This is a genomic window from Microbacterium sulfonylureivorans (assembly GCF_003999995.1).
GTDB lineage: Bacteria > Actinomycetota > Actinomycetes > Actinomycetales > Microbacteriaceae > Microbacterium > Microbacterium sulfonylureivorans.
Genome location: NZ_RJAD01000002.1, coordinates 180,072 through 198,592 on the forward strand (window position 1 = coordinate 180,072; position 18,521 = coordinate 198,592).

Consider the following 18,521-nt stretch of genomic DNA (forward strand, 5'->3'; position numbering starts at 1 on the left):
GAGTTCGCCCGACGGGTGGCGAAGCAGAATCGAACGCCCCGACCCGCGCCCTTCCGGTCGGATCACACGGCGGCCGGCGCCCTCGCTCTGCGGCTGGAACGACTCACGCGGCGGCCACCACGAACCCGATGGCGACGATTCCTGCCGGGACGGCGGTCGAGCCCGAGCCGCTGGGCGCGAGCGGCGGGATAATGAGCGCATGGACGCGCCGTCGCTGACGCCCGAGCGGTCGAGGGAGCTCGACGACCTCCGCCGACGCGCCTACGGGCCGGATGCCGACATCCACCGCGATCCCGTAGCCCAGCAGCGTCTTCACGAGCTCGAGGAGCTCGCGCGGGTCGCAGCGGTCGATTCCGACGGCGGGCCCGCCGTTGAACCGCCGGCGATCGCTGTCGTGCTCGGAGAGGACCCGCCCCGCCGCGACGCTGCCGGCGATCGATCGCCGGAGGGCGAGGCATCCGCTCCGCCCGCTGCGGATCCGGACCCGTCGGTCGCGGCCTCCGAGTCGCCGCCGCCCGGTTCGCGCCGGCGTCCGTGGTGGCGGCGCATCCCGCTCTGGAGCGTCGCCGCCGTGCTGGGAGTCGCCGCCGGCATCGCGGTGGGGCTGGCGTGGCAGACCGACTCGGAGGTCCCTCCCGACGCGACGCTCGAGGTCGCACCCGACAGCGGCGCGCGCGGCGATGGGTTCCGCGAGAATCTCGACTACTGGGGAATCGACGGCGGGAGCGTCGTGCCGCACGACGCATACGACGCCATCGACGTGTGGACGGCGCGCTCCGTCGACGAGTCGCGCTGCCTCATGCTGTCGTACGAGGGCCAGTTCCTCAGCGCCACATGCAGCGGCGCGGGGCTCGACCCGATCCTCGATTTCACCGTGTACGACGGAATGTCGATCGAGCTCGAGACTCCGCTCCCCGTCGGGACGGTCATCCGATTCATGGGCCGCGAGGGGCGCGTGGACGTCTGGGTGAGCGCTCCGGGCGGTCAGACCGGGGATGCCGCAGCCACGACCTCCCGGACGGATTCGGCTCCGAGCGCCGCGTAGTCGGGGTTGTCGTCGCTGTGCGCGAGCAGCGTCACCGCGATCGCGGCGGCCCAGGCGTGCGCGCGCGTCCAGGTGGGGGCGTCGTAGGTGGCCCCGGTCGCCGCGATGAACGCGGTGCGCCCGGCTGTGTCGAACGCCAGCCACGCGACGGCCAGGTCGTACGCGGGGTCGCCGGCGGTCACGTCGCCGAAGTCGATGATGCCGCGGAGGACGGGGCCTGCGGCGACGAGGTTGCCCGGGTGCAGGTCGCCGTGGATCCAGACCGGCGGGCTGGTCCACGCCGGCGCCTCGAGTCCCGCCGACCAGGCGGCGCCGAGCCGGCACGCGTCGGCGCTGTCGACGTGCCCGGTCGCGATCAGACCGCGAAGCCGATCGTCGAACGCGGCGGCCCGCGTGGCGAGCGGACGTCCGCGGACGGGGTTCACCGGGTGGTCGGCCGGCGCCTCGATGTGAAGCGCGGCGAGCGCGGCGGCGAGCGCTGCCGCCCATCCTGCGCGCTCGGGGCGCGGCGCGTCGATGCCGCGTGAGCCTTCGATCCACGGCACGACCGACCACGCCCACGGATATCCCTCGTCGGGCGCACCCTCGAGGACGGGCAGCGGAACGCGGACCCCGGTCGCCTCGACTCGCGGCGCGATGATCGGCAGCGCGCGGTGCTCGTTGCGGATGAGCGGCGCGGCGAGTGCCCGGCGGGGGAGTCGGACGGCATGGTGAGGTCCGAGGCGCCACACCTCGCTGTCCCAGCCCTCGGCGACCTTGCGAAGCGGGAGGGTGGCGGCATCCGCGATCGCGGGGACCGCCTGCGCGCAGACGAGCCTGCGCACGAGCGCCTCGTCGATGACCAGTTCGGCGGCCGGTTTGTCGGGCATCGTCCGACCCTATCGAGCCGATGTGGTGGAGTCTTGTTTTATGTGGCTATGTGTTGTACTGTGTGGGAAATCCAACGAAGGGTCGCAGGTGTACGCAACGGAGCGCCATGAGCAGATCGAGCGACTGCTGCTCGTCGACGGACGCGTGAGCGTGGTCGATCTCGCGGGTCGCTTCGACGTCACGACCGAGACGGTGCGCCGCGACCTCGACCAGCTCGAGTCCGCGGGGGCGCTGCGCCGTGTGCACGGCGGCGCCGTCGCGATCGATCGGGCGAGCACCGCCGAGTCGCCCCTGGCAGAGCGCCTTCAGCGCCACAGCGCCGCGAAGTCCGCGATCGGGCAGCGCGCGGCCGCGGCGGTCGGCGAGGCGTTCCGCGGATCTGTGTTCCTCGACGCGGGCACCACGACCGCCGCGGTCGCGAGCCACCTGGCCCCGCGCCTGTCGACCGGATCGATCGAAGTGGTGACGCACGCGCTCACCCTCGCGAACGCCCTCGCGGCCGTCCCGGGCGCCGCCCTGACGCTGATCGGCGGGCGGGTCCGCGGCCTCACCGCCGCCGCCGTGGGCGCCGACACCGTGCGGGCCATCGAGAGCATGCGTCCCGACGTCGCCTTTCTCGGCACGAACGGCGTGTCCGCCGACTTCGGGCTCAGCACTCCCGACCCCGACGAAGCGGCGGTCAAGCGCGCCATCGTGCGCTCCGCGCGGCGGGTCGTCGTCGTCGCCGACTCCGACAAGCTCGGCCGCGAGCTGCTCGTCGGCTTCGCGCCCCTCGCCGAGATCGACGTGCTCGTGACCGATGCCGAGCCCGATCCCGTGCTGTCGGCGGCCCTCTCCGATGCCGACGTGGAGGTGTGGCTCGCATGATCGTGACGCTCACCGCGAACCCGTCCCTCGACCGGACGATCACCCTCGACGAGCCGCTGCGTCCCGGAGACGTCCAGTCTGCGTCGGGCGCCCGCGAGGATGCCGGCGGCAAGGGGATCAACGTCGCTCGAGTCGTCTCGGCGGCGGGCGTCGGTGCGATCGCGGTCCTCCCTCTCGCCGCGGACGATCCCTTCGACGGAGCACTTCGTGCGGCCGGCATCGAGGCGCGCCGTGTGCCCGTGCGCGGACACGTGCGGGCGAACGTCACGATCACGGATGCGTCGGGCGTCACCACCAAGCTCAATCTCCCGGGCGCGACGCTGACCCGCGCGGACGCGTCCGCCGTCGTCCGGGCGGTCGTCGAGGCATCTGCGGGCGCCCGCTGGCTGGTGCTCGCCGGCTCGCTCCCGCCGGGGGCCGGCGACGGCTTCTACGTCGACGTGATCGACGCCGTGCGGGACGCGCTCGGAGCCAAGGCTCCGCTGATCGCGGTCGACACCTCTGGACCCGCCCTCGCGGCGGTCGTCGAGCGCGGCGAGCCGGACCTGATCAAGCCCAACGACGAGGAGCTCGCCGAGCTGGCCGGGGTGACGCTGCCGTCCGGCGATCTGGCGGGCGCGGTCGTCGAGGTCGCGCGCGGCCTCGTCCCGTCGCGTGTGCGCGCCGCGCTCGTCACCCTCGGCGCCGACGGGGCAGTGCTCGTCTCCGCCGACGGCGCCTGGGCGGCCGCCCCGCCTGCGATCCGGGTCGTCAGCACAGTCGGCGCGGGCGACAGCTCGCTCGCCGGCTATGTGCTCGCCGACGAGGACGGCGCCGGCCCGGAGGAGCGCCTCCGCCGCGCGATCCGCTACGGCGCGGCCGCGGCATCCCTCCCCGGCACACAAGCCCCGACACCCGCCGACCTCCCCGCCGGCGACGTGGTCGTCACTCGCCTCTCGCCGCCCGCCTGAACCCCGCCCAACCGACCCTTGGAGGTCATCGTGTCCCAGACCATCACCCCGGACCTCGTCAGTCTCGACGTCGGGCTCGGCTCCGACAAGGCCGCGGTCATCCGCTCACTCGCCGCACGCGTGGTCGCGCAGGGTCGCGCGACCGACGCCGACGGCCTCTTCGCGGATGCCTGGGCTCGTGAGCAGAAGGACGAGACGGGTCTTCCCGGCGGCATCGCGATCCCGCACGCGAAGAGTGCCGCGGTGACGCAGCCGTCCCTCGCCTTCGCGCGTCTCTCGCCCGGAGTCGATTTCGGCGCGCCCGACGGCCCTGCCGACCTCGTCTTCCTCATCGCCGCGCCCGAGGGTGCCGCGGAGGCGCACCTCGCCGTGCTGTCGAAGCTCGCGCGCAGTCTCATGCAGGACGACTTCACCGCCGGGCTCCGTGCGGCGAAGACGAACGACGAGGTGGTCGCGATCGTGCGCAACGCGATCGGCGAGGGGGATGCCTCGGCCGCCCCCGCCGCCGTTGCGGCGCCTGCGGCCGCCGCAGCTCCGGTCGCGGACGGTCTCGCGATCGACGGGCGACCGGCGCGGATCGTGGCGGTGACCGCGTGCGCGACGGGCATCGCGCACACGTTCATGGCGGCCGACGCCCTCACCGCGGCAGGAACCGTCGCCGGGATCGACCTGGCCGTCGAGCCGCAGGGCTCGAGCGGCTACCAGGCGCTGCCCCGCGAGGTGATCGAGAACGCGGACGCCGTCATCTTCGCGACGGACGTCGACGTGCGGGAGCAGCAGCGGTTCGCGGGCAAGCCCTTCGTGCGATCCGGCGTCAAGCGGGGCATCGAGCAGCCGCGCGAGCTCATCGCCGAGGCCGTCGCCGCCGCGAACAATCCGAACGCCGCCCGGGTGTCGGGCACCGCGACGGATGGCGCCGCCGCGGCCGGGAGCGATTCGATCTCGTGGGGCGCGCGCATCCAGCGGATCCTGCTCACCGGCGTCAGCTACATGATCCCGTTCGTCGCAGGCGGCGGCCTCTTGATCGCGCTGAGCTTCCTGCCCTTCCTCGGGGGCGTGAACGTCAACGCGGACAACCAGGCGTTCGACATCGTCGTCAACAACGCGCTGTGGGCTCTGCCCGCCGGCGGGCTCGGTCAGTACATCGGCTCGATGCTCTTCGTGATCGGTGCGACGTCCATGGGATTCCTCGTGTCGGCCCTCGCCGGGTACATCGCGTTCGCGATCGCCGACAGGCCCGGCATCGCGCCGGGATTCGTCGCCGGCGCCGTGGCCGTCCTCATGAACGCCGGCTTCATCGGCGGCATCGTCGGCGGTCTGCTGGCGGGTTTCATCGCGTATGCGATCGGCCGAATCAACGCACCTCGGTGGCTGCGCGGTCTCATGCCGGTGGTGATCATCCCGCTTCTCGCATCGATCGTCGCATCCGGCCTGCTGATCCTCTTCCTCGGGCGCCCGATTGCGACGCTGATGGAGTGGCTCAACACGTGGCTCACCGACCTTGCCGGCACCTCCGGCATCGTCATCGTCGGCGTCATCCTCGGCCTGATGATGTGCTTCGACCTCGGCGGCCCGGTGAACAAGGTCGCGTACGCCTTCGCCGTCGCAGGCCTCGGTGCAGCCACCGCGGAGAACCCGACGCCGTACCTGATCATGGGCGCGGTCATGACGGCCGGAATGGTGCCGCCGCTCGCGATGGCGTTCGCCTCGACGGTCCTCGCCCGACGCATGTTCACGCCGGTGGAGCGCGAGAACGGCGTGGCGGCGTGGCTCCTGGGAGCCGCGTTCATCAGCGAGGGCGCCATCCCGTTCGCTGCGGCCGACCCGCTGCGGGTCATCCCCGCATCGATGGTCGGTGGAGCAGTCACCGGCGCACTGACCATGCTGTTCGGCGTGCAGTCGCTCGCCCCGCACGGCGGCATCTTCGTGCTGTTCGCCATCAACCCGATCTGGGGCTTCCTCGTCGCTCTGATCGCCGGGGTCCTGGTGTCCGGCTTCCTCGTCGTGGCCTTCAAGCGATTCATCGCACCGAAGGAGCTCGCCGAGGCCGAGTCGATCCCTGCTGTCGCCGTCCCGGCCTGATCACTGGCGTCCGCCCGACCGATGCGGAAAGCTGAAGCACGTCCTCGATGAAAGGAACCATCCCATGGCAGAACGTCAGGCCACCATCGCGAGCAGCTCCGGCCTGCACGCACGTCCGGCGAAGCTCTTCGTGCAGGCCGTGCAGGGCAAGAGCGTCCCCGTGACCATCGCGGTGGACGGCGGTCCCGACCTCAACGCGGGCAGCATCCTGTCCCTCATGGGCCTCGGGGCGTCGCATGGTACCGTCGTGACACTCAAGGCCGAGGGGGACGGTGCGGAGCAAGCGCTCGACGAGCTCGTCGAGCTGCTCGAGACCGATCTCGACGCCGAGTAGGTCGATCGCTCGACGAAGCCGATCCATCCACAGACGAGACGACGGATGCTGCGGGTCGAAGCCGCCGCGGCATCCGTCGTCTGCGTCTGCCCGGCGGCGGGTCACAGGTCGGTGGATGCTCCCGGGTCGAGAGCCAGGAACTCGCCGCCGTCCTGTTCGACGGCCCACCTCAGGCGTGCGCGGCCCATGTCCCGGCCGATGACGGACAGCGTCATGTCGTGGGTCCCGAACGCGCGCCGCGGCGCGACGGCGAGCACGAAGTCCATCGCCTCGCCGATCTTCAGCCAAGGTGCCCCGACGGGCGCAGCCAGCAGCCGCACGTCCTTGCCCGACGGGACCGCGTACGAGTCCCCTGGATAGTAGAACGCGTCGTTGACGAGGACGCCGACGTTGTCGATCACCGGGATCGACTCGTGGATGACCGCATGCCGGCCGCCGAAGAACTCGAGGCGGAACGGCCCGAGTTCGAGCGTGTCGCCCGGGTGCACGGCGGTCACCTCGTACCCGGCGGCAGCGCGCGCGACGCCCTCCGGCCCGTAGATCGGCGTGCCCGGGAAGGCCTTGAGCAGGCGGTCGAGGTGCTCTGAGGTCCAGTGGTCGGGATGCTCGTGGGTGATCACGATCCCCACGACGTCCTCGAGGTCGATGAGGGGGGTGGTGTACGCCCCAGGGTCGATGACCAGGGTCCGCCCGGCTTCGAGGAGGGTCAGGGTGGCGTGCTCGAACTTGGTCACTCGCATGCCCAGAGTCAACCCCGGGCCACCGGTGTCGGCAAGCGCCGCGCCGATCCCGGCCTCGATTTGGAGAGGCGATGAACACCATGGCATAATCGAACGGTTGCGAAAACGGCCCCATCGTATAGCGGCCTAGTACGCCGCCCTCTCACGGCGGTAACGCGGGTTCGAATCCCGCTGGGGTCACCAACACGAAGAAGCCCGGTCCGAAAGGACCGGGCTTCTGTCGTTCTCGGCGTCGGATCGGGATCAGATCAGCGGATCGTCGATCTTCTCGTCGGCAGCGCGGGCGGCCGAGGCATCCGCTCTCCTCGCCGCCCGCCGGCCGCGCACGACACGCACGATGCCCCACACGATGAGTGCGGCGACGGCGGCGACGGCGAGCCAGGGGATGAGGAAGCCGAGAGCGATGACGATGCCGTTGAGGGTCGCCACGAGTCCGTTCCATCCCGCCGTCAGGCCGTCGGCGAAGCCGGCGGGGTCGGCCTCCACCGTCTCCACGACGGGGGTCAGGGTGACGGTGAGCGACGACATGGCCACCTGGTCCTCCAGCATCTTCAGCTGCTGCTGGTAGGACTCGAGAAGCGCCTGCCGTTCGGAGAGCGCGGCTTCGGCGGCGATGAGGTCGGCGACGTTCGTCGCCTCCGCCATGAGGTCGATGAGGCGATCGACGGATGCCTCGGCCGCGTCGATGCGGGCACGGAGGTCCACCGTCTGCTCGGTGACGTCCTGGCGGTTGATCGACGAAGCGGTGACCTCTCCGACGTCGGAGAGCTCGGCGACCACCGCCGGGAGCTCGTCGGACGGCACGCGGACCGTGATCCATGCCCCGTCGGGGGAGTAGGGGTACGGGACCGTGTCGTAGGCGACCCCGCTCTGCGGATCGATCGGGTAGACCTCGCCGTTCGTGCCGATGCTCATCGACTCGACGTACCCGTCGTGGGCGACCGCGGAGTTGCCGATCGTCCGCGCGGCGACGGCGACATCGTCGACCGATACGGTCGCCGACGCCGCGGTGATGATCTCTCTCTCGCCCGTCGCCGAGTCGCCCATCACGGCGTCGCCGGGCTGCGACCCGAGGTCGCCGTCCTTGCCGCCGCCGCTGTCTTCCGACGTCATCGTGCCGGTGTCCGCGCCGGAGTCGACGGGGGCATCGGGGGCGACCTCCGGGGCGACCGCGGCCTCGTCGGACGACCCGGCGCTGCCGGAGACGAGTGGGACGACGCTCGGCGCGATGATCGCGGCGACCGCGATGACGGCGGCGGCGGCGCCGCCCGCCATCCAGATGCGTCCGCGCTTCGCGCGGCGCGCCTGCCGGGAGGTTCGCTCTCGCGCGATGTCGGCGAACAGCGCCTCTTCGATCTCATCCACTCGCTCCGCGCTGAGCTCGGGAAGCTCCGGCGGCGCGCCCGCGGGCTGCTGCATGCTCATGTGCTCTCCTTCACAACGGTCCGGAGGCGCGTCCGGATGCGGGAGAGACGATTGCGGACGACGCCGTGCGCGACGCCCAGCTCTTCGGCGGCTGCCTGGTACGCGTACCCTTCAGCCGCGCACAGTCGGAAGATGTCGCGATCGAGGGGGCTCAGCCCGGCGACCGCCTGCAGGATGCGGTCGGCCAGGTCTGCGCCGATCACCTGCTCCTCGACATCCACGGTTGCCGGCAGCGTGTCGTCGGCGGCCGCGGCCGTGTGCTCGCGGTCGCGCTTCTGGCGGCGGATGCGGTTCGCCGCCTGGAAGCGGCACACCGTCGCCAGCCACGGCAACAGCGATTCGCCCGCCAGCTCGAGGCCCGGGAGCTTCCGCCACGCGACGAGGAAGGTCTCCTGGGTCACGTCCTCCGCGTCGGCGGCGTTTCCGACCAGCCCGTGGGCGAGCCAGTACACCGGTCGCACGTAGGCGCGGTAGAGGGCGCGGAAGGCGTGCTCGCTCCCGCTCGCGGCCTGCGCCACGAGCGCGGCGTCGTCCCGCTCGGTGTCCTGTGCCATGCCCGTCCTGTCGGCTCCGCGCACGATGCCGGGGGCGTCGTCGCGGAGCACCATTGTCTCTCACCATGTCAGTGTCGCGAGTGCCGGGATCGTCTCGCGGCGGGCGGTCGCGGCATCCCGAGCCTGTATCGTTGATCGGGCGAGAGGGAGTATCCCGACAGCACGCATCCGTCATCACGGGTCCCGACAGTGCGACCCCGGGTGCGTGCCGCGGCCGGAAGGTTCGCGGGGAGAGACTCTCGGCTTCCGCCGACCTCCTCGAACGTTCCCCGAAAGGCCCTCCATGGACCTCGACCTCCCGCTGTGGTTCGAAATCGGATCCCTCGTGATCCTGACGCTCATCCTCCTGGGCGATCTGCTCCTCATCCTCAAGCGTCCGCACATCCCGTCGACCAGGGAGTCGACGCTGTGGGTCGTCTTCTACGTCACGCTGGCGCTGATCTTCGCCGGGCTGATGTTCGTCTTCGCCGGCCCCGAGTACGCGGGCCAGTTCGTCGCGGGGTGGCTCACGGAGTACAGCCTCTCGATCGACAACCTCTTCGTGTTCGTGCTCATCATGAGCCAGTTCGCGGTGCCTCGCCGCTACCAGCAGGAGGTGCTGATGGTGGGCATCATCATCGCGCTCGTCCTGCGCGGGCTGTTCATCCTCGCCGGCGCCGCGATCATCGAGCAGTTCAGCTGGGTGTTCTACATCTTCGGCGCCTTCCTGGTCTACACCGCATGGCGCCAGGCGTTCCCCGGCGGCGACCACGACGAGGAGGTCCAGCGCGAGAACTTCGTCGTGCGGATGCTCCGCCGCTTCATCGACATCAGCGACCACTACGACGGCGCCAAGCTGCGCACGGTCGTCGACGGCAAGAAGCTGTGGACGCCGATGATCATCGTCTTCGCGGCGATCGGCGTCACCGACCTGCTGTTCGCGATCGACTCGATCCCCGCGATCTTCGGCATCACGCAGAGCGCCTTCATCGTCTTCACGGCGAACATCTTCGCGCTGATGGGGCTGCGCCAGCTCTACTTCCTGCTCGGCGACCTGCTCGATCGCCTGCGCTACCTGCACTACGGCATCGCGTTCATCCTGGCGTTCATCGGCCTGAAGCTCGTCTTCCACGCGATGCATGTCAACGAGCTCCCGTTCATCAACGGCGGCGAGCCGATCGAGTGGGCGCCCGAGATCTCGACGTGGATGTCGCTCGGCGTCATCATCCTCTCGATGGCCGTCGCCACCGTGGCGAGCCTCGTCGCATCGGCCAACGAGAAGAAGGCGGCGACCGCGGATGCCGCGGCGGCCGTCGTCGCCGAGGAGAAGGGGACGCCGCCCACGGTGGACGCCCCTCGCGCCGACGAGCACTGAGCGCCGCATCGGCCTCCCGGAACCTGTGAGCGCGTCCAGCCAACGCGCGTAGCGTGCGGCTGAGGACTGCGGGCACGTGCCCGCCCGCCGCCTGCATCGACCCCGGGAGGTCGAGATGGCACCTGGAATCATCGCCACCAAGCCCCGGACCGAGGCGCGTTCGGCCAGCGAGTTCACCGAGCTCGCCGCCATCGTCCGCGACTCCGGCCTCATGCGCCGCCGGTACGTCTACTACTGGACGAGACTCATCGCGATGCCGGTCGTCCTCGCGGCCGGGATCATCGCGTTCATCCTGATCGGCGACACGTGGTGGCAGCTGTTCACCGCGGCCGGGTTCGCCATCCTGTTCACGCAGATCGCCATGCTCGGCCACGACGCGGCACACCGGCAGATCTTCGTCTCAGGACGCTGGAACGACTGGATCAGCCTCGTGCTCGGCGACCTGCTGGTCGGGATGAGCTACGGCTGGTGGAGGCACAAACACACCCGCCACCATGCCAATCCGAACAAGATCGACGCCGATCCAGACATCGACCTTCCCGTCATCGCGTTCACGCCGCAGCAGGTCGACGCCCAGCGGTCGCCGCTCGCGCGCTGGATCGTCGCGCATCAGGGCGTGTTCTTCTTCCCGATCCTGCTGCTCGAAGGGCTCTCGCTCCACGCGTCGAGCGTCCGACGGGTCATGGCCCGCGAGCATGTGGATCGGCGGTGGGTGGAGATCGGGTTCCTCGGAATGCGGCTGGCCGGATTCGTCACGCTCGTGTTCCTGGTGCTGTCTCCGGGGATCGCCGCGGTGTTCCTGGCGGTGCAGCTCGGCCTGTTCGGCGTCTACATGGGCATGGCCTTCGCCCCCAATCACAAGGGGATGCCCCTCGTGCCGAAGGACGCGCGCCTGGACTTCCTCACGCGCCAGGTCGTCATGAGCCGCAACATTCGCGGGCCGAAGGCTCTCGACATCGCGATGGGCGGACTCAACTACCAGATCGAGCACCACCTCTTCCCCTCGATGCCCCGGCCGCACCTGCGCCGTGCCGCGCCGATCGTGGCGGAGTACTGCGAGAACAAGGGGGTTCCCTACACGGCGACCGGGCTCTGGGAGTCGTATGGGATCGTCGTCCGGTACATCAATCGAGTCGGGCTGGGGGAGCGCGATCCGTTCGACTGCCCCCTCGTCGCCGAGCGTCGTGCGATCTAGCGGAGCGGAGACGCGGAGACGAGGCATCCGTCGCCGGTGGTAACCTGGGCCCGTGCGGATCGCTCGCCTTCTCCTTAGCGGCCGCGACGAGTCCTAGTTCCCAGGCCTCCCTCGTCGCGGAGTTTCGTCGCGGGCCCATCCCTTTGCGGGCACAGTCCCCTTCCGAGGAGAACAGAGCAATGAGCACTTCCGACGCATCCGTCATTCCCGACCGGCCGCGCACGCTGGCGGAGAAGGTCTGGGACGACCACCTCGTCGTCAAGGGCGAGGACGGGCAGCCCGACCTCATCTACATCGACCTCCACCTGGTGCACGAGGTCACAAGCCCCCAGGCGTTCGACGGGCTCCGGGCCGAAGGACGGCCGCTGCGCCGCCTCGACCTGACGATCGCGACCGAGGACCACAACACTCCGACGCTCGACATCGACAAGCCGATCGCCGACCTCACCAGCCGCACGCAGATCGAGACCCTGCGCCGCAACGCCGAGGAGTTCGGCGTCCGCCTGCACTCTCTCGGCGACAAGGAGCAGGGGATCGTCCACGTCGTCGGCCCCCAGCTGGGACTGACGATGCCCGGCATCACCGTGGTGTGCGGCGACAGCCACACGAGCACGCACGGCGCGTTCGGCGCGATGGCCTTCGGCATCGGCACGAGTGAGGTGGAGCACGTCATGGCCACCCAGACGCTGCCCCTCAAGCCGTTCAAGACCATGGCCATCACCGTGGAGGGCGAGCTGAGGCCGGGCGTCACCGCGAAGGACGTCATCCTCGCGATCATCGCCAAGATCGGCGCGAACGGCGGGCAGGGCTACGTGCTCGAGTTCCGCGGCAGCGCGATACGCGCCCTCTCCATGGAGGGCCGCATGACGATGTGCAACATGTCGATCGAAGCCGGCGCCCGCGCGGGCATGGTGGCGCCCGACGAGATCACCTTCGACTACGTGCAGGGCCGTCCCCACGCCCCGCAGGGCCAGGACTGGGACGATGCCGTCGCCTACTGGCGGACGCTCCCGAGCGACGAGGGCGCCGTCTACGACGCAGAGGTGTACCTCGACGCGAACGAGCTCGAGCCGTTCGTCACGTGGGGCACGAACCCCGGCCAGGGCGTTTCGCTGTCCGACGTCGTCCCGACCCCGGCCGACATCGCCGATCCGAACGAGCGTGCGGCCGCCGAGCGTGCGCTGGAGTACATGGACCTCGCGCCGGGGACCCCGCTGAAGGATGTCGCGGTCGACGCCGTCTTCATGGGCTCCTGCACGAACAGCCGCATCGAGGACCTCCGCGCGTTCGCGTCAGTCATCGAGGGGCGGACCAAGGCCGAGGGCGTCCGCGTCATGGTGGTCCCCGGGTCGGCTCGCGTGCGGCTCGAGGCCGAGGCCGAGGGCCTCGACAAGATCATCACCGACTTCGGCGCCGAGTGGCGGTTCGCCGGCTGCTCGATGTGCCTGGGCATGAATCCCGACCAGCTGGCTCCGGGGGAGCGGTGCGCCTCGACGAGCAATCGAAATTTCGAGGGCCGTCAGGGCAAGGGCGGCCGGACGCATCTCGTCTCGCCGCTGGTGGCGGCCGCGACCGCAGTGCGGGGAACGCTCTCGAGCCCCGGTGACCTGGAGCCGATCGCGGTCGACTCGACGATCGCGGCGGGAGCGGAGGCCTGACATGGACAAGTTCAGCACCCACACCGGCATCGCGGCGCCGCTGAAGCGCTCTGCCGTCGACACCGACCAGATCATCCCCGCCGTCTACCTCAAACGCGTCACCAAGACCGGTTTCGAGGACGCGCTCTTCGCGAACTGGCGTCAGGACCCCGGGTTCGTCCTCAATCAGCCGTCGTACGCCGGTGCGAGCATCCTGGTCGCGGGCTCCGACTTCGGCACCGGCTCGAGTCGCGAGCACGCTGTCTGGGCGCTGCGCGACTTCGGATTCAAGGTCGTGCTGAGTCCGAAGTTCGCCGACATCTTCCGCGGCAACGCGGGAAAGCAGGGCCTGCTGACCGGCGTCATCTCCGAAGCCGACGCCGAGGCCGTCTGGGCCGCGATCGAGGCGGAGCCCGGCATCCCGATGACGGTCGATCTCGAGGCGCGACGCGCGACGATCGGCGATCTCGAGGTGGCTTTCGACATCGACGATTACACTAGGTGGCGGCTTCTCGAAGGGCTCGACGACATCGGGCTCACGCTGCGCAACGAAGACAAGATCGCGCAGTTCGAGGCTCGCCGCGAGGCATGGCGGCCGCGGACGCTCCCTGTTCCGTAAGCCAGGACGCACGCCCCACCCGGGCATGTGCTCTGTCCCTGCCGCCCCTCGAAGACACAAGTGAGGTTCACCGGATGAAGTCCGCTCTCAGCGTTACGTCCAGCCAGTCACCCGGCGAAGAGCCGGCAGGCGAGGTCCTCGCGATCCGCGGCGGACGCCCCCTCACCGGGCGCGTCGAGGTCAAGGGCGCGAAGAACCTCGTGACAAAGGCGATGGTCGCGGCGCTGCTGGGCGAGACGACGAGCACGCTGCGCGACGTCCCCGACATCAGCGACGTGCAGGTGGTGCGCTCGCTCCTCGAGGTCCACGGCGTCCGCGTGGACGACGGCGACGAGGAGGGCACGCTGCACCTCGACCCGAGCGGCGCCGTGTCGGCGCACTTCGAGGAGATCGACGCGCATGCCGGGGCATCCCGCATCCCGATCCTCTTCTGCGGACCGCTGCTGCACCTGCTCGGCGAGGCGCTGATCCCCGATCTCGGCGGATGCCGCATCGGCGACCGCCCGATTAACTTCCACATGGACGCGCTGCGAGCATTCGGCGCTGTCGTCGACAAGAGCTACGAGGGGATCCGGATCACCGCCCCGGACGGCCTCCACGGAGCCAACATCGAACTGCCGTACCCGAGCGTCGGCGCGACGGAGCAGGTGCTCCTCACAGCCGTGAAGGCGCGCGGCACGACGGAGCTGCGCAACGCCGCGATCGAGCCCGAGATCATGGACCTGATCGCGGTGCTGCAGAAGATGGGCGCGATCATCTCGTACGAGCCCAACCGCGTCATCCTCATCGAGGGCGTCGACTCGCTCCGCGGCTACGACCACCGGGCGATCTTCGATCGCAACGAGGCCGCATCGTGGGCGTGCGCGGCGCTCGCCACCGACGGCGACATCTTCGTCGGCGGCGCGAAGCAGCAGGAGATGCTGACCTTCCTCAATGTCTTCCGCAAGGCCGGCGGCTGGTTCGACGTCCACGAGGACGGCATCCAGTTCCGCCGCGGCGGCGCTCTGAAGCCGGTCGTCGTCGAGACCGACGTGCACCCCGGATTCATGACGGACTGGCAGCAGCCGCTCATCGTCGCCCTCACGCAGGCCGTCGGCACGTCGACGGTGCACGAGACCGTCTACGAGAACCGTCTCGGCTTCACCCACGCGCTCGTGCAGATGGGCGCCGACATCGTCGTGCACCCGCAGGGCATCGACGCCGCCGACCGTCGTGTGCCTCGTCGGGCGCTCGAGCAGGCCGCCGTCATCAACGGACCGACTCCCCTTCACGGGGCGGACGTGGTCGTCCCCGACCTCCGGGGCGGCTACAGCTACGTCATCGCCGCGCTGGCGGCGGAGGGCGAGTCCGTCGTCCGCAACGTCGGAATCATCCGCCGCGGTTACGAGAAGTTCTTGACGAAGCTCGAGACCCTGGGCGCCGACTTCGACGTCATCGGATAACCCGGTGGCACCCTCGTCCCCGATGCCGCGGGCGTCTCGCGAGAAGACCAGGCCCAGCGTGTTCTGGCCGCTGGCCGCCATCGCCGCTCCGCTCATCGCGCTCCTGTTCAAGCTCGAGATCGACGGCGCCGCGAAGCTGCCCCGTGAGGGCGCGTACGTGCTCGCGCCGAACCACTACTCCGAAGCCGATCCGCTCGCCGTCGCCCTCGCCGTGTGGAAGGCCGGCCGCGCACCGCGGTTCATGGCCAAGGAGAGCCTGTTCCGGGTGCCCGTCCTCGGCTGGGTGCTGAAGGGCACCGGTATGGTCCCGGTCGCACGATCGTCGTCTGCGGCATCCGCTCGCCAGACGCTCGAGACGTCCGAGACCCTCGTCCGCCTCGGCCGCGGTGTGATCGTCTACCCCGAGGGCACGCTCACCCGCGAGCCCGACCTGTGGCCGATGCGCGGCAAGACCGGCGCCGTCCGCCTGGCGCTGCAGGACGGCATCCCCGTGATCCCGATGGCGCAGTGGGGCGTGCAGCAGGTCATGCCCCGGTACGGCAAGCTCAAGCTGTGGCCGCTGCGACGCCGGGTGCGGGTGCTGTTCGGCGACCCGGTAGACCTCTCGTCGTTCCAGGGGGAGGGCCAGCCGGTGAATCTCGCGGCGGCGACCGACGCCGTCATGTCCGACATCGCGGATCTGCTCGCGCAGCTCCGCGGCGAGGCGGCCCCCGCCGAGCGCTGGAACCCCGCCGACCACGGGCAGAAGGAGACGGGTCGCCTTGAGCCGTAGACAGGATGCCTCCCGGCCGCGCGTCGCGGTCATCGGAGCGGGGAGCTGGGGGACGACCTTCGGCAAGATCCTCGCCGACGGCGGGGCGAACGTGACGATGTGGGCGCGCCGTCCGGAGCTCGCGAGCGAGATCCACGAGGCGAAGCGCAACAGCGAGTACCTCCCCGGCATCAACCTGCCGCGCAACATGTCCGCCACGCACCACCTGTCCGAGGCGCTCGACGGGGCCGAGCAGGTGTACCTCTCGATTCCGAGCCAGGCGGTGCGGCAGAACCTCAAGGCCGTCCGGCCGCTCGTCTCGCGCAGCGACGTCCCGATCGTCTCCCTCATGAAGGGCGTCGAGCGTCGGACGGGCCTTCGGATGAGCCAGGTCATCGAGCAGGAGCTCCACTGCGATCCGGCGCGCATCGCCGTGGCGTCGGGGCCCAACCTCGCTCTCGAGATCGCGCGCGAGCAGCCGACCGCCGCCGTGATCTCGTCCACCAGTCAGGAGACCGCGGAGGCGGTCGCCCGGCGCGCGCGAAACGACTACTTCCGCACGTTCGTCAACACCGACGTGATCGGCACGGAGTTCGGCGGCGTCCTGAAGAACCTCATCGCCGTGGCCATCGGCATCGTCGACGGCGTCGGCTACGGCGAGAACACGAAGGCCTCGATCATCACGCGCGGCCTCGTAGAGATGACCGACTTCGCCGTCGCGTTCGGTGCCCACCCCGAGACGCTTCAGGGGCTGGCGGGCCTGGGCGACCTCATCGCCACGTGCCAGTCGCCCCTGAGCCGCAACAACACCGCCGGCCGCCTCCTCGGCCAGGGCTATCGCTTCGACGACGTCGTCAAGCAGATGAACCAGACCGCCGAGGGGCTCGCATCGGTGGCGCCCATCCTGCAGCTCGCTCGGGAGGTCGGCGTCGAGATGCCGATCGTCGAGCAGGTCAAGATGGTGCTGGACGGAACCATGAACCCGCGCGACATCGCGCCGCATCTCACGACAGACGACGACACCCCCAAGGGGGAGAGGACGCAGAATGGACAGGCCGGCGGTGGCGGTGCTCTTTGGCGGTCGATCCAGCGAGCACTCGATCAGTTCCGCAACGGCGGGCGGGGTGCTGCGGGCGATCGACCGTGATCGCTATCGCGTGATCCCGATCGGGATCACGCCCGAGGGCGTCTTCGTCCTCGAGGACGACGACCCCGACAAGTTCGCACTCGACGCCGAACGCCTCCCAGAGGTCGTCGACAACGGCACGCGCCTCCTGTGGCCCGAGGGCGGTGACGACCGCACCCTGCGGGTGCGGCGGGCCGACGGCTCGGTCGACGAGGTAGGCACCGTCGACGTCGTGCTGCCGATCCTCCACGGTCTGCACGGCGAGGACGGCACGGTCCAGGGCTTCTTCGACACCCTCCGCATCCCGTACGCGGGCGGCGGCGTGCTCGACTCGGCGCTGTGCATGGACAAGCACTTCATGAAGATCGTGCTGGAGGCCGCAGGCGTGCCTGTGTCTCCATGGGTCACCGTCACTCGACGCCGCTGGGAGTCCGACGCCGAGGGCGTGCGGGCGGATGCCGCGTCTCTGGGCGAGCCGACGTTCGTCAAGCCGGCGCGCGCAGGTTCCAGCGTGGGCGTCTCGAAGGTCCACGACCCGTCCGAGCTCGAGGCCGCTCTCGAGCTGGCCTTCGCGGAGGACGACAAGGTCCTCATCGAGACCGCGATCGTCGGGCGCGAGGTCGAGGTCGCGATCCTCGAAGGGCGCGACGGAGCCCGGGCCCGGGCATCCCTCCCCGGCGAGATCGTCCTGACCACGCGGGAGTTCTACGACTTCGAGGGCAAGTATCTCGGCGGCGACGGCGCCGATGTGGTCTGCCCGGCGGATCTGGCGGATGCCGAGATCGCCGCGATCCAGGAGCTCGGGGTGCGTGCGTTCGAGGCCGTCGACGGACGCGGTCTCGCGCGCGTCGACTTCTTCCTCACGACCGATGGGCTCTTCGTCAACGAGCTGAACACGATGCCGGGGTTCACTCCGATCTCGATGTTCCCGAAGTGCTGGATAGCGTCCGGGCTCACGTATCCCGAGCTGATCTCCGAGCTCATCGACACGGCGCTGGACCGCGCGGCCTAGCGTCCCTCGGTCGGCGGGCGCTCAGTCGTCCGCGGTCGCGTTGACGCGGTCGAGGCAGGTCGCCCCGTCCGCGGGCAGCCGGGAGACGATGAGCGAGAGCGAGTCGAGCACCTCGGCGCTGGCGACGACGTCGTTGTCGAGGTACACCTCGACGGCCGGCACCCGCCCGAACGACGTCACGCGGTATTTCGGCGCCTCGGACTCGTCGATGATCCAGTCGACGCCGTTCACCGTCTGGCAGGGGAGCGTCGACGGCCCCGGCGGCTCGAGGCCGCACGTGAAGAGCACGGCGGCGGGCTCTCCCCATGCGCCGGTCGCCTGCGCATCCGTCCACCGCCGCTCCTGCCCGGCGAGGCTCCCGGGGAGGAGCACCGACACCTCGGCGCACGCCGGATCGTTCGCGGCGGGGGCGGGCTGCATCGAGACGGTCGAGCCGCACCCGGCGAGGCCCGCGGCGGCGGTCACGGCGAGCACGGAGGCGAGGATGCGGCGCGCTCGGGTCACTCCTCCAGGCTACC

The 18,521-nt window shown here is 70.3% G+C and carries 18 protein-coding genes and 1 tRNA gene; 14 read left to right on the forward strand and 5 right to left on the reverse strand.

Translation table 11 applies throughout. The annotated features are described in order from the left end of the window. Positions 1-199 precede the first annotated feature (199 nt). A complete protein-coding gene (locus tag EER34_RS10355; RefSeq protein WP_127474564.1) occupies positions 200-1,045 on the forward strand; it encodes a hypothetical protein in 846 nt (281 codons plus the stop codon). Here the strand turns inward: EER34_RS10355 and EER34_RS10360 are convergent. Next, positions 985-1,914 (reverse strand): phosphotransferase, encoded by a 930-nt coding sequence (locus tag EER34_RS10360; RefSeq protein WP_127474566.1) that lies wholly within the window; start codon positions 1,912-1,914, stop codon positions 985-987. The genes EER34_RS10355 and EER34_RS10360 overlap by 61 nt on opposite strands. Before the next feature lie 88 nt (positions 1,915-2,002). On the opposite strand from EER34_RS10360, the gene EER34_RS10365 reads away from it, so the two are divergent. From EER34_RS10365 to EER34_RS10380, 4 genes are all read left to right on the forward strand, one after another. Then, entirely contained in the window at positions 2,003-2,782 is a 780-nt protein-coding gene (locus tag EER34_RS10365; RefSeq protein ID WP_127474568.1) for a DeoR/GlpR family DNA-binding transcription regulator, read from the forward strand. Next, positions 2,779-3,732 (forward strand): 1-phosphofructokinase, encoded by a 954-nt coding sequence (gene pfkB / locus EER34_RS10370; protein ID WP_127474570.1) that lies wholly within the window; start codon positions 2,779-2,781, stop codon positions 3,730-3,732. Before EER34_RS10365 ends, pfkB begins: the two co-directional genes overlap by 4 nt. A gap of 30 nt (positions 3,733-3,762) precedes the next feature. Then, complete coding sequence (locus EER34_RS10375; protein ID WP_127474572.1) at positions 3,763-5,814, forward strand: PTS fructose transporter subunit IIABC; 2,052 nt, start codon at positions 3,763-3,765, stop codon at positions 5,812-5,814. A 64-nt stretch (positions 5,815-5,878) separates the two neighbouring features. Then, positions 5,879-6,148, forward strand: a complete 270-nt coding sequence (locus tag EER34_RS10380) for an HPr family phosphocarrier protein (protein WP_127474574.1) — start codon at positions 5,879-5,881, stop codon at positions 6,146-6,148. A gap of 101 nt (positions 6,149-6,249) precedes the next feature. Here EER34_RS10380 and EER34_RS10385 read toward each other — a convergent pair whose 3' ends face one another. Continuing rightward, a complete protein-coding gene (locus EER34_RS10385; protein ID WP_127474576.1) occupies positions 6,250-6,888 on the reverse strand; it encodes an MBL fold metallo-hydrolase in 639 nt (212 codons plus the stop codon). Positions 6,889-6,995: 107 nt separating this feature from the next. Here EER34_RS10385 and EER34_RS10390 point away from each other — a divergent pair. Next, a tRNA-Glu gene (locus EER34_RS10390) sits at positions 6,996-7,071 on the forward strand. Between the two features lie 60 nt (positions 7,072-7,131). Here the strand turns inward: EER34_RS10390 and EER34_RS10395 are convergent. Both EER34_RS10395 and EER34_RS10400 read right to left on the reverse strand, forming a co-directional pair. Next, entirely contained in the window at positions 7,132-8,313 is a 1,182-nt protein-coding gene (locus tag EER34_RS10395; RefSeq protein ID WP_127474579.1) for a DUF4349 domain-containing protein, read from the reverse strand. After that, positions 8,310-8,867 (reverse strand): RNA polymerase sigma factor, encoded by a 558-nt coding sequence (locus tag EER34_RS10400; RefSeq protein WP_127475612.1) that lies wholly within the window; start codon positions 8,865-8,867, stop codon positions 8,310-8,312. The genes EER34_RS10395 and EER34_RS10400 overlap by 4 nt, the downstream gene beginning before the upstream one ends. Positions 8,868-9,150: 283 nt before the next feature. On the opposite strand from EER34_RS10400, the gene EER34_RS10405 reads away from it, so the two are divergent. The 8 genes from EER34_RS10405 (at position 9,151) to EER34_RS10440 (ending at position 18,003) form a co-directional block, all read left to right on the forward strand. Then, positions 9,151-10,221, forward strand: coding sequence for a TerC family protein (locus tag EER34_RS10405; protein ID WP_127474581.1), 1,071 nt, complete (start codon positions 9,151-9,153; stop codon positions 10,219-10,221). A gap of 115 nt (positions 10,222-10,336) precedes the next feature. After that, positions 10,337-11,416: a fatty acid desaturase family protein gene (locus EER34_RS10410; RefSeq protein ID WP_127474583.1), complete on the forward strand. Its 1,080-nt coding sequence runs from the start codon at positions 10,337-10,339 to the stop codon at positions 11,414-11,416. 179 nt (positions 11,417-11,595) lie between these two features. Continuing rightward, positions 11,596-13,074, forward strand: a complete 1,479-nt coding sequence (gene leuC / locus EER34_RS10415; RefSeq protein ID WP_127474584.1) for a 3-isopropylmalate dehydratase large subunit — start codon at positions 11,596-11,598, stop codon at positions 13,072-13,074. 1 nt (position 13,075) lies between these two features. Further along, positions 13,076-13,672, forward strand: a complete 597-nt coding sequence (gene leuD / locus EER34_RS10420; protein ID WP_127474586.1) for a 3-isopropylmalate dehydratase small subunit — start codon at positions 13,076-13,078, stop codon at positions 13,670-13,672. Between the two features lie 74 nt (positions 13,673-13,746). After that, entirely contained in the window at positions 13,747-15,114 is a 1,368-nt protein-coding gene (gene murA, locus EER34_RS10425) for a UDP-N-acetylglucosamine 1-carboxyvinyltransferase (protein WP_127474588.1), read from the forward strand. A gap of 22 nt (positions 15,115-15,136) precedes the next feature. After that, entirely contained in the window at positions 15,137-15,886 is a 750-nt protein-coding gene (locus EER34_RS10430; protein ID WP_127475614.1) for a lysophospholipid acyltransferase family protein, read from the forward strand. Next, a complete protein-coding gene (locus EER34_RS10435) occupies positions 15,876-17,012 on the forward strand; it encodes an NAD(P)H-dependent glycerol-3-phosphate dehydrogenase (protein WP_127474590.1) in 1,137 nt (378 codons plus the stop codon). Before EER34_RS10430 ends, EER34_RS10435 begins: the two co-directional genes overlap by 11 nt. Further along, positions 16,912-18,003 carry a D-alanine--D-alanine ligase family protein gene (locus tag EER34_RS10440; protein ID WP_127474592.1) on the forward strand — a complete coding sequence of 364 codons (1,092 nt, stop codon included), beginning with the start codon at positions 16,912-16,914 and terminating at the stop codon, positions 18,001-18,003. The genes EER34_RS10435 and EER34_RS10440 overlap by 101 nt, the downstream gene beginning before the upstream one ends. Positions 18,004-18,024: 21 nt before the next feature. On the opposite strand, the gene EER34_RS10445 is transcribed toward EER34_RS10440, so the two are convergent. Then, complete coding sequence (locus tag EER34_RS10445; RefSeq protein ID WP_240642278.1) at positions 18,025-18,507, reverse strand: DUF3515 family protein; 483 nt, start codon at positions 18,505-18,507, stop codon at positions 18,025-18,027. Between the last annotated feature and the right edge of the window lie 14 nt (positions 18,508-18,521).

Excerpts from the sequence above, each read along its gene's own strand:
- EER34_RS10355 (WP_127474564.1), top strand. The coding sequence starts at position 200 with ATGGACGCGCCGTCGCTGACGCCCGAGCGGTCGAGGGAGCTCGACGAC.
- EER34_RS10360 (WP_127474566.1), bottom strand. The coding sequence starts at position 1,914 with ATGCCCGACAAACCGGCCGCCGAACTGGTCATCGACGAGGCGCTCGTG.
- pfkB (WP_127474570.1), top strand. The coding sequence starts at position 2,779 with ATGATCGTGACGCTCACCGCGAACCCGTCCCTCGACCGGACGATCACC.
- EER34_RS10380 (WP_127474574.1), top strand. The coding sequence starts at position 5,879 with ATGGCAGAACGTCAGGCCACCATCGCGAGCAGCTCCGGCCTGCACGCA.
- EER34_RS10385 (WP_127474576.1), bottom strand. The coding sequence starts at position 6,888 with ATGCGAGTGACCAAGTTCGAGCACGCCACCCTGACCCTCCTCGAAGCC.
- EER34_RS10395 (WP_127474579.1), bottom strand. The coding sequence starts at position 8,313 with ATGAGCATGCAGCAGCCCGCGGGCGCGCCGCCGGAGCTTCCCGAGCTC.
- EER34_RS10400 (WP_127475612.1), bottom strand. The coding sequence starts at position 8,867 with ATGGCACAGGACACCGAGCGGGACGACGCCGCGCTCGTGGCGCAGGCC.
- EER34_RS10405 (WP_127474581.1), top strand. The coding sequence starts at position 9,151 with ATGGACCTCGACCTCCCGCTGTGGTTCGAAATCGGATCCCTCGTGATC.
- EER34_RS10410 (WP_127474583.1), top strand. The coding sequence starts at position 10,337 with ATGGCACCTGGAATCATCGCCACCAAGCCCCGGACCGAGGCGCGTTCG.
- leuC (WP_127474584.1), top strand. The coding sequence starts at position 11,596 with ATGAGCACTTCCGACGCATCCGTCATTCCCGACCGGCCGCGCACGCTG.
- leuD (WP_127474586.1), top strand. The coding sequence starts at position 13,076 with ATGGACAAGTTCAGCACCCACACCGGCATCGCGGCGCCGCTGAAGCGC.
- murA (WP_127474588.1), top strand. The coding sequence starts at position 13,747 with ATGAAGTCCGCTCTCAGCGTTACGTCCAGCCAGTCACCCGGCGAAGAG.
- EER34_RS10430 (WP_127475614.1), top strand. The coding sequence starts at position 15,137 with ATGCCGCGGGCGTCTCGCGAGAAGACCAGGCCCAGCGTGTTCTGGCCG.
- EER34_RS10440 (WP_127474592.1), top strand. The coding sequence starts at position 16,912 with ATGGACAGGCCGGCGGTGGCGGTGCTCTTTGGCGGTCGATCCAGCGAG.